This is a genomic window from Niveispirillum sp. GW835-FHT14G11, assembly GCF_058793615.1.
This window is the reverse complement of the sequence record NZ_JBXAFZ010000016.1, coordinates 91,999-106,158: the sequence shown is the minus strand read 5'-3', so window position 1 is coordinate 106,158 and position 14,160 is coordinate 91,999. Positions and strand designations below refer to the sequence as shown.

General features: G+C 67.2%; 17 protein-coding genes. 9 read left to right on the top strand and 8 right to left on the bottom strand.

The window, feature by feature from the left end:
- Nucleotides 1-212: 212 nt before the first annotated feature.
- Entirely contained in the window at nt 213-830 is a 618-nt protein-coding gene (locus tag AC1Q7F_RS25760; RefSeq protein WP_492511414.1) for a LysE/ArgO family amino acid transporter, read from the bottom strand.
- Nucleotides 831-895: 65 nt separating this feature from the next.
- On the opposite strand from AC1Q7F_RS25760, the gene AC1Q7F_RS25755 reads away from it, so the two are divergent.
- Together AC1Q7F_RS25755 and yddG are read left to right on the top strand one after the other, a co-directional pair.
- A complete protein-coding gene (locus tag AC1Q7F_RS25755; RefSeq protein WP_492511413.1) occupies nt 896-1,366 on the top strand; it encodes an Lrp/AsnC family transcriptional regulator in 471 nt (156 codons plus the stop codon).
- Entirely contained in the window at nt 1,363-2,265 is a 903-nt protein-coding gene (gene yddG, locus AC1Q7F_RS25750; RefSeq protein ID WP_492511412.1) for an aromatic amino acid exporter YddG, read from the top strand. Before AC1Q7F_RS25755 ends, yddG begins: the two co-directional genes overlap by 4 nt.
- A gap of 145 nt (nt 2,266-2,410) precedes the next feature.
- Here the strand turns inward: yddG and AC1Q7F_RS25745 are convergent, their stop codons facing one another.
- The 3 genes from AC1Q7F_RS25745 to AC1Q7F_RS25735 all read right to left on the bottom strand — a co-directional run bounded on the left by AC1Q7F_RS25745 (nt 2,411) and on the right by AC1Q7F_RS25735 (nt 4,083).
- Complete coding sequence (locus AC1Q7F_RS25745) at nt 2,411-2,827, bottom strand: organic hydroperoxide resistance protein (RefSeq protein ID WP_492511411.1); 417 nt, start codon at nt 2,825-2,827, stop codon at nt 2,411-2,413.
- 256 nt (nt 2,828-3,083) lie between these two features.
- Nucleotides 3,084-3,596 (bottom strand): tellurite resistance TerB family protein, encoded by a 513-nt coding sequence (locus AC1Q7F_RS25740; RefSeq protein WP_492511410.1) that lies wholly within the window; start codon nt 3,594-3,596, stop codon nt 3,084-3,086.
- A 52-nt stretch (nt 3,597-3,648) separates the two neighbouring features.
- Nucleotides 3,649-4,083 (bottom strand): DUF4112 domain-containing protein, encoded by a 435-nt coding sequence (locus AC1Q7F_RS25735; protein ID WP_492511409.1) that lies wholly within the window; start codon nt 4,081-4,083, stop codon nt 3,649-3,651.
- Nucleotides 4,084-4,537: 454 nt separating this feature from the next.
- On the opposite strand from AC1Q7F_RS25735, the gene AC1Q7F_RS25730 reads away from it, so the two are divergent.
- The 5 genes from AC1Q7F_RS25730 (at nt 4,538) to AC1Q7F_RS25710 (ending at nt 8,017) form a co-directional block, all read left to right on the top strand.
- Entirely contained in the window at nt 4,538-5,212 is a 675-nt protein-coding gene (locus tag AC1Q7F_RS25730) for a DUF969 domain-containing protein (RefSeq protein WP_492511408.1), read from the top strand.
- Entirely contained in the window at nt 5,209-6,159 is a 951-nt protein-coding gene (locus tag AC1Q7F_RS25725) for a DUF979 domain-containing protein (protein ID WP_492511407.1), read from the top strand. Before AC1Q7F_RS25730 ends, AC1Q7F_RS25725 begins: the two co-directional genes overlap by 4 nt.
- Nucleotides 6,160-6,227: 68 nt before the next feature.
- Nucleotides 6,228-6,770: a sigma-70 family RNA polymerase sigma factor gene (locus AC1Q7F_RS25720; protein ID WP_492511406.1), complete on the top strand. Its 543-nt coding sequence runs from the start codon at nt 6,228-6,230 to the stop codon at nt 6,768-6,770.
- Nucleotides 6,760-7,557 (top strand): anti-sigma factor family protein, encoded by a 798-nt coding sequence (locus AC1Q7F_RS25715; protein ID WP_492511405.1) that lies wholly within the window; start codon nt 6,760-6,762, stop codon nt 7,555-7,557. Before AC1Q7F_RS25720 ends, AC1Q7F_RS25715 begins: the two co-directional genes overlap by 11 nt.
- A gap of 91 nt (nt 7,558-7,648) precedes the next feature.
- On the top strand, nt 7,649-8,017 hold the full coding sequence (locus tag AC1Q7F_RS25710; RefSeq protein WP_492511404.1) for a hypothetical protein: 369 nt from the start codon (nt 7,649-7,651) through the stop codon (nt 8,015-8,017).
- Between the two features lie 4 nt (nt 8,018-8,021).
- Here the strand turns inward: AC1Q7F_RS25710 and AC1Q7F_RS25705 are convergent, their stop codons facing one another.
- Complete coding sequence (locus tag AC1Q7F_RS25705) at nt 8,022-9,086, bottom strand: citrate synthase/methylcitrate synthase (protein WP_492511403.1); 1,065 nt, start codon at nt 9,084-9,086, stop codon at nt 8,022-8,024.
- Between the two features lie 94 nt (nt 9,087-9,180).
- Here AC1Q7F_RS25705 and AC1Q7F_RS25700 point away from each other — a divergent pair, with 94 nt between their 5' ends.
- Complete coding sequence (locus AC1Q7F_RS25700) at nt 9,181-10,365, top strand: citrate synthase family protein (RefSeq protein WP_492511402.1); 1,185 nt, start codon at nt 9,181-9,183, stop codon at nt 10,363-10,365.
- Between the two features lie 8 nt (nt 10,366-10,373).
- Here the strand turns inward: AC1Q7F_RS25700 and AC1Q7F_RS25695 are convergent, their stop codons facing one another.
- The 3 genes from AC1Q7F_RS25695 to AC1Q7F_RS25685 all read right to left on the bottom strand — a co-directional run bounded on the left by AC1Q7F_RS25695 (nt 10,374) and on the right by AC1Q7F_RS25685 (nt 12,413).
- Nucleotides 10,374-10,709, bottom strand: a complete 336-nt coding sequence (locus tag AC1Q7F_RS25695; RefSeq protein WP_492511401.1) for a type II toxin-antitoxin system VapC family toxin — start codon at nt 10,707-10,709, stop codon at nt 10,374-10,376.
- A complete protein-coding gene (locus tag AC1Q7F_RS25690) occupies nt 10,706-11,035 on the bottom strand; it encodes a type II toxin-antitoxin system Phd/YefM family antitoxin (RefSeq protein WP_492511400.1) in 330 nt (109 codons plus the stop codon). Before AC1Q7F_RS25690 ends, AC1Q7F_RS25695 begins: the two co-directional genes overlap by 4 nt.
- Before the next feature lie 97 nt (nt 11,036-11,132).
- Nucleotides 11,133-12,413 carry an MFS transporter gene (locus AC1Q7F_RS25685; RefSeq protein WP_492511399.1) on the bottom strand — a complete coding sequence of 427 codons (1,281 nt, stop codon included), beginning with the start codon at nt 12,411-12,413 and terminating at the stop codon, nt 11,133-11,135.
- Nucleotides 12,414-12,679: 266 nt separating this feature from the next.
- On the opposite strand from AC1Q7F_RS25685, the gene AC1Q7F_RS25680 reads away from it, so the two are divergent.
- On the top strand, nt 12,680-14,083 hold the full coding sequence (locus AC1Q7F_RS25680) for an amino acid permease (RefSeq protein ID WP_492511398.1): 1,404 nt from the start codon (nt 12,680-12,682) through the stop codon (nt 14,081-14,083).
- Nucleotides 14,084-14,160: the final 77 nt, after the last annotated feature.

The following is a 14,160-nucleotide window of genomic DNA, read 5'->3' as shown; positions in this document are numbered from 1 at the left end:
AGTTGGCCGGGGGCCAACTCCGGCCATGTGCAACGTTGCGCAACAGAAAATGTGGGGTGTTTCAGAGATACTGGAATTCGGAGTCCGGCCACGGATCACTCCGAATATCCCATTTCAATCCATAACCGGGCAAGCCGGCGGATGATCGGGACGCAGGAATGGCGTTGATGGATGGATTATAGCAAACAAGGCGGGAAAAGTCAGCTTTCCCTTCACCCCCACACCGCACTGCCCAGCGTATAGAGTCCCAGGGCCGCCAGCAGCACGCCGGTGCCGACGTTGATCCAATGCACCGTCCGGCCGGTGACGCGGCTGCGCAGCAGGGTGACGCCGCCGCACAATGTCACCCACCAGAGCAGGGAGCCCAGGAAGATGCCGCCCACCAGGGTCCCGTCCTCCACCGGTCCCCTGGTATTGCCGAAGCCCACGACCAGCGTGCTCATGCCCAGGATGGTGACGGGGTTGGTGGCGGTCAGGAACAGGCCGGAAAAGACGGAAGCCGGCAGATTGCCGGCCACGGGTTCGGCCGCCAGCGGCTTTGGCTCCCGCGTCAGGCTGTGACCTGCCACGATCAGCAGGAAGATGCCGCCCACCACCTGCAGCAGACGCATATTGGCGGTGATCATGTCGATGATGGCGGTGATGCCGAAGGCGGCGATGCCGCTGAAGAAGGCATCGGCCAGCGCCGCCCCCAGGCCGGTGGCCAGTCCCGTGGCCAGCCCGCGTTCCAGCGACCGGCGGATGCAGAGCAGGCCGATGGGCCCCACCGGGGCCGCGATGATCACGCCCAGCACCACACCCCGCCAGAAAATCCCGATATCGTCCAACAAATCCAGACCCTTCCAACCTCAACCCGTTGGCGGCGGCCCCGACATCCGGCTAGGATGGCGCCACCATGTCAGACCGCACCCAATCCCCCCTCGACCTGCTTGACGATATCGGCCTGCACCTGCTGCGGGAATTGCAGCGCGACGCACGGGCCTCCTTCGCCGATCTGGCCCGCCAGGTGGGGCTGACAGCCCCCGCCGTCGCCGAGCGCGTGCGCCGGCTGGAAGCCACCGGCCTGATACAGGGCTACCGGGCGGAGGTCAACCGCGCCGCCCTGGGGCTGAAGATGACGGCCTTCGTGCGGCTGCGCACCTATCCCGGCCACGACGCGGAACTGGAACCGTTCCTGGCCGGCCGGCGCGAGGTGCTGGAATGCCATCTGGTGGCGGGGGAGGACAGCTATCTGCTGAAGGTGGGGGCCAGCGATGTGCAGCATCTGGACCGGCTGCTGACCGCCCTGTCCGAATACGGCACCACCCATTCCACCATGGTCCTGTCCACCCGGATATCCTCGCGCCAGTTGGAGCCCTTTGCATGACCGCCGCGACCGCAGGTGCCAGCCCCGCCGCCATCCGCCGGGCCACGCTGGTGGGGGGTGCCGCCATCCTGATGTGGTCGACCCTGGCGCTGTTGACCGCCCTGGCCGGGCCGGTGCCGCCCTTCCTGCTGGTGGCCCTGTCCTTCGGGCTGGGTGGGGGGATCAGCCTGGCGGTGCTGGCCGCCACCGGCCGGCCGCTGCTGGCGGCATTGCGCCAGCCGCCCCAGGTCTGGGCGCTGGGGATCGGCGGGCTGTTCGGCTATCACTTCCTCTATTTCCTGGCGCTGCAGACGGCACCGGCGGCGGAAGCCAACCTGATCAACTATCTGTGGCCGCTGCTGATCGTGCTGTTCGCCGGCCTGCTGCCGGGGGAGAAGCTGGGCCGCGCACAGCTGGCCGGCACGGGTGCCGGGCTGGCCGGCACCCTGCTGCTGGTCACCGGCGGTAAGGGTGTGTCGGTGGAGGCCGCCTATCTGCCGGGCTATCTGGCCGCATTGGCCGCATCGGTGACCTGGGCCGGCTATTCGGTGCTGTCGCGCCGGTTCGGCCAGGTGCCGACGGAGATCGTGGCCTTCTTCTGCCTGGCCACCGCGGCTTTGGCCGTGCCCTGCCATCTGCTGTTCGAACAGACGGTCTGGCCGCAGGGACTGGCGGGCTGGGGCGTCATCCTGGCCATGGGGCTGGGGCCCGTCGGCCTGGCCTTCCTGGTCTGGGACCATGGGGTCAAGCGCGGAGACATCCAGACGCTGGGGGCCCTGTCCTACACCACGCCGCTTCTGTCCACCGGCCTGTTGATCGCGGCGGGACGGGCGGCGTGGAGCCTGCCCGTCATCGGCGCCTGCCTGCTGATCGTCGGCGGCGCCGTGGTGGCCAGCCGGGGGTTGGGGAAGCGCGGGTGAGCCGCCTCGACATGTCCCTTTTCTCGCCTTCCCGGCGACAAGCCGGGAAGGCGAGAGAGAAGCTTCCATACAGATCAGACAGACCCTGGACAACATAACGCCCTCCCCTTGACGGGAGAGGGCGTTACCTGGAACCCGAAACCAATCAGACGATCACCGTCTCCACGCTGATATTGCCCTTGGTGGCATGGCTGTAGGGGCAGATCTTGTGGGCGCGGGCCACCAGATCCTCAGCCACCGCCCGGTCCAGGCCCGGCAGGCTGACATTCAGCTTCACGGAGAGGCCGAAGCCTTCATCCTCACGCGGGCCGATGCTGACATTGGCGGTGACGGAAACGTCGGCCGGCACGGCGATCTTGTCGCGGCCGCCCACGAACTTCATGGCGCCGATGAAACAGGCGGTATAGCCGGCGCCGAACAGCTGCTCCGGATTGGTGGCACCACCACCGCCGCCCAGCTCCTTCGGCGGGGCCAGCTTCACATCCAGCAAACCGTCATCGGAGGTAGCGCGGCCGTCACGGCCGCCGGTGGAGGTGACGTTGGCGGTATAGAGAACCTTCATGATCTTCACTCCTGTCTGGACGGCTTGGCATCAGCGCCGGGCCCGTCGATGTCGTGAGGGAAAGATCGCGCACAATTGGATCGCGTGCAACTTATTATTTTGTGCACGATTAAATCGCTTGCTATGCATTTTCAGCATTTGACGGCGGGCTGGCCCACAAACCGAAACGGCCGCCTTGTTGAAAAGGCGGCCGCGGGCGTGCGGGTCGGGACAGGGGAGCCGGCCCGCGGGGCAGGAATGCCCGCGGCCGCAAGCATCACGCCGCTTGGCCGGCCAAGCCCACCTGGAAGCCGGGCTGGTTCAGCGGGTGGTTCTTGTCCACGAACACCGACCGGTCATTCTTCATCATGATGACTTCGAAATAGGGTCGGAACTGCTCGTCGGTGATGGCGAAGGCCTTCTGCACCTTGTCGAAGAAGTCGCGCTCCTCCGGCTCGGCCTCCCCATCGGCCAGGGCGCTGTCGACCAGGTTCATCATGATGCACAGACGCTGGGCGGTGGTCAGGACCGGCGTCGCCTCGGCCAGGAACTGTTCATGGCTGTGGCTGCGCACATATTTCATGGCGGAATTCAGCAGGGCCTGGTTGTTGGCGCCCACGCCGATGGTACCGCCCGACCGCTCGCCGCCGATCACCGCCAGCAGATGGCCCACCTCCTCGGGGTCCATCTCCCCGTCGGCGGCCATCGTGTACATAAGGGCGATGGCAAAGGCCTTGTGGGCCGTCATGGCCTCGCCCTTGTCGCTCTTGAACATGTTGAACAGGCTCATATCAGGACCTCATCTGCCAGGATTTTGATTTATTTGGATTTGACGACGGGTTTTATCCGTCGATGATCCCGCCGCGCCCATGTTGGCGCTGACGGAAAGGGTGCTGGCCGTCCAGATGGCGGCGCAGAAGATCAACATTGCGGTCGTTCGCCCGGAAGAACAGGTCACCCATCCAGCCCACGACGGGAATGGCGCTGATCAGGCTGTCGATGACGACATTGCCGGCCATGCGGGTGACCAGCCGTTTGGGCGCACCCAGGCGGGAACTTTCCCAGACCAGCCAGGCGGCGACGCCCGTGGACAGCGCCAGGCCGGCACCGGGGATCAGGTTCAGGGGTGCGTCCAGGCCCACGCGCCAGCCGACCACGGGCAGGCGCACGGCACTGTCCAGCAGACTTGCCACCCGGTCCAACCGCCGGCGCACGCGCCAATGGTTGTCGGTATGGGCATCATAACGGGGGGTATAATGGTCCAACGGGTGCGACATGGAAAACAGGCTCCTTCACGACCAAGCCACAGCTTCGCCCAAGGAGTCCGACATCGCGTGAGGGATTTGCGCCATCACGCCAGAGGGGCCCGGACCCAGGATGTCATGGATGTAAGAAGGGGTGGACGGCGGTTCAAGGACGCGGGGCGGGGATTTTTTCACCCGTTCCGTGGCACGGACGCCGTAGACGGTGCCAGCGATGCTGGCGGGGACGTGAGGCTACGACCATCCGACCCTCTCTACCGTCACCCCGGCGAAAGCCGGGGCCCAGGGGCCACAAGATCAAATCTCTCAACCCCTTTGATCAACGCTGTTGCACGGTCGGGCACATGGCCCCTGGGTCCCGGCTTGGCGCCGGGATGACGATGGAAGAGGATGATAATACCCCTTGCCCCTGGAAAATCCCTGCCCATGCAGGCACCCTGTCGCCTTCATTCGCACTGCCGGGGGCGCCATGTGGGTTCTGTTGGGGGTGGGGGTTGTGGTGGTGGGGTTCGTGGCCCGCATCAATCCCCTGCTGGTCATCGCGGCGGCGGCCATCACCACGGGTCTGGCGGCGGGGATGGAGCCGCTGGCCCTGGTCGCCGCCCTGGGCAAGGCGTTCAACGACAATCGCTATGTCAGTCTGATCTGGATCGTGCTGCCCGTCATCGGGCTGCTGGAGCGTGAAGGGTTGCAGGAACTGGCGCGCGGCCTGATCGCGAAGGTGAAGGCGGCCACGCCGGGCCGGCTGCTGCTGGGCTATTTCATGGTGCGCCAGGCGCTGGCCGCCGTGGGCCTGACCTCGGTCGGCGGCCATCCGCAGACGGTGCGCCCGCTGCTGGCGCCCATGGCGGAAGCCGCGACGGAACAGCGGCGCGGCAGGCCCCTGGATGAGGAGACGCGCCATCTGGTGCGCGCCCACTGTGCCGCGGTGGACAATATCGCCCTGTTCTTCGGGGAGGATATTTTCCTGGCCATCGCGTCGATCCTGCTGATCAAGGGCTTCCTGGAACAGAACGGCATCCTGGTGGAACCGTTGCAACTGTCGCTCTGGGCCATCCCATCGGCCCTGGCAGCGCTCGGCGTGCATGCCGTGCGGCTGCGGGCATTGGACCGCCGTCTGGGCATGAAGGGGTTCGAAGCATGATCGGGCTGCACGAGATTTATATCGTCGGCGGCCTGTTCTTCGCCGCCTGCGCCCTGTTCGGCGCCATCGACCGGGGCAATCCCCGGCGCTGGCTGAATTTCCTGTTCTGGGGCGGGCTCGCCACCTCCTTCCTGGCCGGCGACCATCTGGGTGATGTCGGCAATGGGCTGCTGGTGCTGGGGCTGGTGGCGGTGGGCGCCATCGGCCTGGGGCGCGGCACGGCCAGAACCACCAGCCCGCAGGAACGCCGCGACCGGGCGGAACGGCGCGGGGTCAGGCTGCTGATCCCGGCCCTGGTCATCCCGGCCACGGTGCTGGTCGGCACGCTGCTGTTCAAGCATCTGACCATCGGCGATGTGGCGCTGGTGGAAAGCCGGCATGCCACCCTGGTCTCGCTGACGCTCGGCGTGCTGCTGGCCCTGGCGCTCTGTTACGCCTGGCTGCGGCCGGGCCCGGTGGCGCCGTTGCAGGAAGGACGGCGCCTGCTGGACGCCGTGGGCTGGGCCGCCATCCTGCCGCAGATGCTGGCCTCGCTGGGGGCGGTCTTCGCCCTGGGCGGGGTGGGACAGGCGGTGGGCACGCTGATCGGGGATTATCTGCCCCTGAACGGGCCGTTCCTGGCGGTGCTGGCCTATTGCCTGGGCATGGCCCTGTTCACCCTCATCATGGGCAATGCCTATGCCGCCTTCCCGGTGATGACGGCGGCGGTGGGCCTGCCGCTGGTCGTGCTGAAATTCGGCGGCGATCCGGCGGTGATGGGGGCCATCGGCATGCTGTCGGGCTTCTGCGGCACGCTGATGACGCCGATGGCCGCCAATTTCAACATCGTGCCCGCCGTGCTGCTGGAACTGAAGGACCGCAACGGCGTCATCAAGGCCCAGATCCCCACCGCCCTGCCGCTGCTGGCCATCAACATCGCCCTGATGTATCTGCTGGCGTTCCGGTGAGTGAAGAATCGCCGGGATGAAAATCTGCCCCTCCGCGTTTATGGTGTTTATCCGCGGATGAGCCCCCCATGCATGACGATCCCTTCCACCAGGAACTGACCCTGCACCTGACGGCGCTGCGCCGCTACGCCTTCGTGCTGACGCGGTCGGCGGAGGAGGCGGAGGATCTGTTGCAGGATTGCCTGGCCAAGGCCGTGGCGTCGGCGGGGCAATGGCGGCCGGGCAGCGACCTGAAGGCCTGGCTGTTCCGCATCCTCTATACTACCCATATCAGCCGCCGCCGCCGCCAGCAGGTGCGTACCCGCAACCTGTCCAGCCTGGAGGACGAGCTGGTCGAACCCGCCCAGCCGCCGGACCAGCTGGCGCGGGTGGAGGCGGCGCGCGTCGTAGAGAAGCTGGAGACCCTGCCGGAGGCACAGCGTCAGGCCATCCTGATGGTCGCGGTCGAGGATCTGAAATACGAGGAAGCGGCCAGGCGGCTGGGCGTGCCGATCGGCACCTTCATGTCGCGCATCGCGCGGGGACGCGAAGCCCTGCGCCGCGCGATGGAGGGGGAGGACCGCGCCAGCCCGTCGCTGCGCCTGCTGAAGGGGGGCAAAAATGGTCGATGAGGCATCACCATCATCACCGGACGGGATCGAGGAAAGCGACCTGCACGCCTTCCTGGACGGGGCGCTGGAACCGGCGCGCGAGGCCAGGGTCCGCGCCTGGCTGCTGGAAAACCCCGACGCCCATGAGCGGCTGTCGCGCTATGCCGAACAGCAGCTGGCCCTGGCGGCGGCCGCGCATGAGCCATCCTGGCCGGCCCTGCCCGCCCTGCTGGTCCAGGATCTGGAACGCGGTTTGCGGCGCGGCCTGTGGCGCCAGCGCCTGTCGCGGGTGGCGGCCACGGTGCTGCTGGTGGCGCTCGGCTGGGGGGCTAACGATGTGCTGCGCCAGCCGGTCTTCGCCAGCCTGCCCGACTATGCCCAGCAGGCATTGGACGCGCATGAGATCTTCGCCAACGACCCCACCCGCCCGGTGGAGATCCCCGGCACCAGCCCCGACGAGATCCGACGCTGGCTGTCGGCCAAGCTGGGCGAACGGGTGGCCGTGCCCGACCTGAAACGCCTGGGCCTGGCCCTGGTCGGCGCCCGCGTCCTGGGCACGGACGAGGGGGCGGCCGGTCAGTTGCTGTATGAGGATGCGATCGGCCGGCGCATGACCCTGTCATTGGCCCCGGACGAGGCACTGGCGCCCGACAGTCCGGTACTGGAGGAATTCCAGGGGCTGGAAGTGGGGATGTGGCGCAGCGAGGATTTCGCCCTGGCCGCCATCTCCAGCGACCTGCCGGTGGAACTGGACAACCTGATCAACGCCGTTGATCGCGATCTGCAAAATGTCGGGATCATACAATAGGCCCACAGACCTATTGGGAATATATTCTTGATATCAATCCCGTCCGCCGCTATAGTCAGCCCATGAACCGGGGCCGATGACAGGGGTGATGATGGGTATGGAGATGCTGGCAGGCGCCGGCATGGCCCTGGCGGCGGCGGGTGCCCTGGCCGGGGTGCGGTGGCTGGCCCAGGGCAAGGCACGGCAGATCGACGGCATGCCCGCCCTGGTGCAGTCTTTGCAGATGGAACTGGTCAGGATTGCCGCCCGGCTGGACCGGGCGGAGGCCGACATCGCCAATGACAAGGCCGGCCGCCGGGCCTTCGGCGCGGTCGAGGTGCTGGTCACCAAGATCAGTTCCGATATCGGCCATCTGTCGGCCGATCTGGCCAAACTGTCCGACCGGCACGAACGCGGCAACCAGGAGGTCTGGGCCGCCATCGACCGGCTGCGGGCGGCAGCCGGCCGGGAGGGTGGCTGAAACTTCACGCCGCCATCGGCCCGACATAGCGCGAGGCGGGGCGCATCAGGCGGCCGGTCGCCTCCTGCTCCATGACATGGGCGGTCCAGCCGGCCACGCGGCCCATGGCGAAGACCGGTGTGAACAAGTCCCGGTCCAGGCCCACGGCATCCAGCAGCAGGGCCGTGTAGAATTCCACATTGGTTTCCAGCGGCCGGTCGGGCCGATGGGCGGCGAGGGCGGCCAGGGCCGCCTGTTCCACCTGTTCGGCCAGATCGATGCGCGGGCTGGACAGCTGCGCCACGGCGCGCTTCAGCACCTCCGCCCGCGGGTCGCGCACGCGGTAGATGCGGTGGCCGAAACCCATCAACCGCCGCCCGGCCGCCAGTTCGCCGGCCACCCAGGCCGGGGCGGCATCAGCCGTGCCCACCGCGTCCAGCATGTCCAGCACCGGTCCCGGCGCCCCGCCATGCAGGGGGCCTTTCAGTGCGCACAGCCCCGCCACCACGCTGCTGACCATGCCGGCGCGGGTCGATGCCACGATGCGCGCCGCGAAGGTCGACGCGTTCAGCCCATGGTCGCTGACCGTCACCAGATAGGTATCCAGGGCGCGGGCTAGGTCCGGCAGGGCGGGCTTGCCACTCATCATGCGCAGGAAATCCGCCGCCTGCCCGGCCCCTTCGTCGGGCGCCACGGGGGCCAATCCGCGTTCCAGGCGCACACGCGCGGCGATGAACACTGGCACCGCCGCCAGTACCGTCACCGCATCATCGGCCGGGGTGCCATCGGGCAATCCTGCCAGCATCAGGCGCAGCGCCTCCACCGCATTCAACCCCGCCGCCGCCGGCAGCAGAGCGGGCAGCCGGGCGGCCACATCCACCCGCGCCCGCCCGATGGCGGCACGCAACGCGTCGGGCCGTCCGCCCAGCGGGTGGAACCCCTGCCACAGCAGCGCGGTGATCCCCTCAAAATCCAGCCTTTGCGCCGCCTGCTCCACCGGCAGCCCGCGCAGCACCAGCCGCCCCGCCTGGCCATCGACATGGCTCAGCACGGTTTCCGCGGCGACAATCCCATCCAATCCGGCCGACATGTCCGACCCTTTCCCGCAATGTTTCATCGCTGGTCAGGCTGCGCGCGGGCTGATATATCGTCAATATTGATTCAATAAATCAATATATGAAGCCATGTCCACGCCCCTGACTCTGTCCGCCAAGGAAGCCGCCGCCGAGCTGGGCATCAGCCTGCCCACGCTCTATGCCTATGTCAGCCGCGGCTTGATCCGGTCGGAAGCACCGGCCGGCGGCCGCACGCGCCTGTACCGGGCCGAGGATGTGCGGGCCCTGGCGGCCAGGCGCGACCGGCCCGCCGATGCCGGCGGCGACCGGGCGCTGGACTGGAGCGCGCCCGTGCTGGAAAGCGCCATCACCCTGATCACCGCAGACGGACTTTACTATCGCGGCCGGGACGCGGGCGATCTGGCGGCCGGTGCCACGCTGGAAGCGGTTTGCACCCTGCTGTGGGACACCGCCGAGGACCCGTTCGCCGACGATCCGCCCGCCCTGCCCGGTTTCGCCAGCCTGCCCCCCGGCCTGGACCCGCTGGACCGGTTGCTTTGCCTGCTGCCCCTGGCGGCGGCAGGCGACCCGCGCGCCGTCAACCGCACGCCGGCCGGGCTGGCCCGCACCGGTGCCCGCATCCTGCGCCTGAATGCCGCCATCCTGGCCGGCACCGCGCCATCCCCCCTGCCCCTGCACCAGCTTCTCTGTCAGGCCTGGGGCGTGACCGGACCGGGGGCGGAACTGATCCGGGCATCGCTGGTGCTGTGTGCCGATCATGAGCTGAATGCATCGGCCTTCACCGTGCGCTGCGTGGCGTCGACCGGCGCCAATCCCTATGCCGCCCTGTCGGCCGGCATCGGCGCCCTGCGCGGCCCGCGGCATGGCGGCATGACGGCGCGGGTGGCGGGTTTGCTGCCCGGCCTGCTGGATGCACCGGACCCGGTGGCGGCCCTGTCAGCCATTCTGGCGCGCGGGGATGAGCTGCCGGGCTTCGGCCACCCGCTCTATCCCCAGGGCGACGTGCGGGCCGCCTGGCTGCTGAAGCGGATGGGGACGGCCTGGGGCGGAGATGCGCGGCTGCGCCGGGCGCTGTCGCTGGCGCGGGCCGCGACGGAGATGGCGGGCACCCCGCCCACCATCGATTTCGCCCTGGTGCTGCTGGCCGACCGGCTGGGTCTGCCGCCGCATGCGCCCATTACGATCTTCACCCTGGGGCGCAGTGCGGGCTGGGTGGCACATCTCCTGGAACAGGTGCGCTCCGGCGTCCTGATCCGCCCACGGGCGCGGTATACCGGGTTGCGGCCAGGGTAGGGGGACGACTACCAGAGAACGGGGACGCTATAAGCGGACAGGGCCTGCGCCACCAGCATCCGGTCGAAGGGGTCACGATGGAACGCTGGCAGCCGCGCCGCCGCCTCGCAATGTGCGCGCGTTATCGGCACCATTGCATAATTATTGGCTTCCAATCGGGTCCACATCCATTCCGGCAGGCGCAATGCTCCCTTCGCCTGCTTGATTTCCGCCTCCCATACCGTTGCCAGACTAAAGCGGACCTCATTGGCCGGGTCCGCTATGGCGGAGCGCGCTTTCTGGCTGAGCTGCGCACCATCCTGCATGAGCCAAAGTGCGGCATGCGTATCGAGCAGCAGGATCAAGGCTTGCCATCCGCCATAGGATCGGTATCCGGCGTCGGGAACACGTTGTCCGCGTAGAACAGATCTTCAATCTCCGGATCAGGGTCGAAAGAATCCGGCGCAATATCGATCTGCCCCTTGAACATGCCAAAGGCCGACCGGCGCAGCGCCGCCATCCGCTCCAGCTCCGCCCGGCGCTCCGCCTCAGTCGGTGGGGGGGCCACAGGGGTGACGCGGGCGACGACTTGGCCGTCGCGGGTCAGCAGCACTTCCTCTCCCTGCGCCAACTGGGCGTCCAGGGTGCGCAGCGTGTCCGTCTCACTCTTCAGGTCGATATGGCCGGGCATGGACAATCCCTTTCCATCGCACCGGCCCCAACGAAAACGACCGGCGAATGCCTGTCAGCATAGCGCCGGTCGCGTCGTTGGGAAAGTCAGGTCCCGATCAATCCTTGATCTGCACCGGCTCCATCCGCGGGCTCAGCAGATGGACGACGCCGAGCGCCAGCAGATAGGCCGAGGCCGCCACCACGAAGATCGGGGTGTAGCTGCCGATCTGGTCCAACACATATCCCGCATATTTAGCCATGGCCATGCCGCCGAAGGCGCCGACCATGCCGCCGATGCCGACCACCGAGCCCACCGCCGCGCGCGGGAACACATCCGACGGCAGGGTGTAGAGATTGGCGGAGAAGCCCTGGTGGGCCGCCGTGGCGATCCCGATGATCAGCACCGCCACCCACAGCTGGTCGGCAAAGGCCGCAAAGCCGACCGGCAGCGCGAACAGGGCGCAGATCAGCATCGCCGTCTTGCGCGCCCGGTTGATGCTGGCACCGTTCTGCATCATCTTCGACGACAGCCAGCCGCCGGCGACCGAGCCCACGTCTGACAACAGATAGATGATGACCAGCGGTATGCCGAAGCTCTTCAGGTCCAGCCCATGGCGCTTACCCAGGAAATCAGGCAGCCAGAACAGGAACATCCACCAGATCGGATCGATCAGGAACTTGCCCAGCGCATAGGCCCAGGTCTCCCTGACCCGCAACAGGCGCAGCCAGCCGATCTTTTCCGCCGTATCGGGCGGATCGCTTTCGATATGCGCCAGCTCGGCCGCACCGACATACCTGTTGGCGCGCGGGTGGCGGTAATAGATCAGCCAGAGCGGCAGCCAGACCAGGCTGGCCAGACCGGTGATGATGAACGCCATCTCCCAGCCATAGGCGATGGTGATGGCCGGCACGACCAGGGGCGTGACGATGGCGCCGATATTGGTGCCGGCATTGAACAGGCCCGTGGCAAAGGCGCGTTCCTTCTTGGGAAACCATTCGGCCACGGCCTTCACACCGCCGGGGAAGCCACCGCCCTCACCCACGCCCAGCACCATGCGGGCCATGATGAAGCCGGTCAGCGACTTGGCCCCCGCATGGGCGAAATGGCCGATGGTCCAGATGCTGAAGGCCAGGGCATAGCCCCAGCGCGCCCCCAGCCGGTCCACGATCCGCCCGAACGCGACATAGGCCAGCGCATATGTCGCCTGGAACCAGAAGATGATGTCGGCATAATCGGTTTCGGTCCAGCCGAACTCCGCCGACAGGGTCGGTTTCAGCACGCCGATCATCTGGCGGTCGACATAATTGATGACCATGGCGGTGAACAGCAGCGCCACCACGATCCATCGGACCCGACCGACCTTTACGCCGTCAGCCCCTGCCGTTTCACTTCCCATTCTCGTCCCCCGACTATTGAAAGAGGATTCCGGTCAACGGCCGTCTGCGGCGACCTTCATTCATCGCGAGGGACCCTAATGGAAACCGGTGTCAATTGCAACGCCACCGGCTGCGCAAAACATTTGTGCCGCTTCCAGGCCGGCGACTGCCAGCCCGGCGCCTGAGAGCGCACGAAAAATTCGTTTCAGTTGAAACCATATATTCTTGCCCAGGATGCGGTTAACACATAGAAAGCGTGCATAAACAGCAGACCTCAGGGGTCATAATGTCAGACAGCGGGGATCATCGCAGCGGCCTGTTGCCGGCCTTGGGGCCGGTACAGCTGGTGCTTCTGGGGGTCGGTTGCATCATCGGCGCCGGCATTTTCGTCATCACGGGCTCAGCGGCGGCGGACTATGCCGGCCCGGCCGTGTCGCTCTCCTTCCTTCTGGCGGCGTTTGCCTGCGCCTGTGCCGGGCTGTGCTATTCGGAACTGGCGGCGACATCGAAGGAATCGGGTGGGGCCTATTCCTATACGCGCGACGCGCTGGGGCCGCGCATCGGCTGGCTGGTCGGCTGGAACCTGATCATGGAATATCTGGTGGCGGCCAGCTTTGTCGCCGTCGGCTGGTCGGGGTACCTGTCGGCCCTGTGCGAAAGCGTGGGGCTCAAGCTGCCAACATCCTTCACCAGCGCGCCGTTCGCCCTGACCCATGGCAAGCTGGAGGCGACGGGCGCCATCATCAACCTGCCGGCAGCCCTGATCATCGGTCTGGCCACCTTGTGCGCCGTGATCGGCGTCAAGCGGTCGTCAGCGGCCAACATGGTGGTGGTGCTGATCAAGGTCACCGTCATCCTGGTGGTGATCGCGGTCGGCGCCTTCCATGTCGACCCGACCCTGTGGACCCCCTTCATCCCGCCCGTCACGCCCGACGGGCAGTATGGCATCGGCGGCGTGGTGAAGGCGGCGGGCGTGGTGTTCATCGCCTATATCGGCTTCGACGCCGTGGCCACCACGGCGCTGGAGGCCCGCCGGCCGCAGCGCGACGTGCCCATCGGCATCCTGGGCTCGCTGGCCGTCTGCACCGTGCTCTATATCGCCATGTCGCTGGTCCTGACCGGCACCGTGCCCTATACGCAGCTCTCGGTCCCCTCCCCCGTGGCGCTGGCCGTTGCCAACATGGGCGAGGGCGTGTCCTGGATCCTGCCGCTGGTGTCGCTGGGGGCCATCGCCGGCCTGACCTCGGTCATCCTGGTGCTGCTGGTGGCACAGCCGCGCGTGTTCTTCGCCATGGCCCAGCACCGCATCCTGCCGGCCACCTTCGCCAGGGTGCATCCGCGATACCGCACGCCGCATGTCGCCACCATCATCACCGGTGGTGTGGCGGCGGCGCTGGCCAGCCTGTTCCCCATCGACTTCCTGGCGGAACTGGTGTCGTCGGGCACGCTGCTGGCCTTCATGATGGTGTCGCTCAGCGTCCTGGTCCTGCGCAAGACCCGCCCCGACGCGCCCCGGCCCTTCCGCGTGCCGTGGGTGCCGCTGGTGCCGATCGTGTCGATCCTGGTCTGCGGCTATCTGATCTACACCCTGGGCTGGCACGCCTATATCCGCCTGGGCATCTGGCTGGCCATCGGCTGGGTGATCTATGAGCTGCGCAAGAAGCACGCGGCGGCGGTGGGGATGGCGTGAGCCGGGCCGTGCGGGTGGACGGTTGAGACGGAAAAGGCGGGGGCGACCCCGCCTTTTTTGTTGGCTCACTGCGAGCC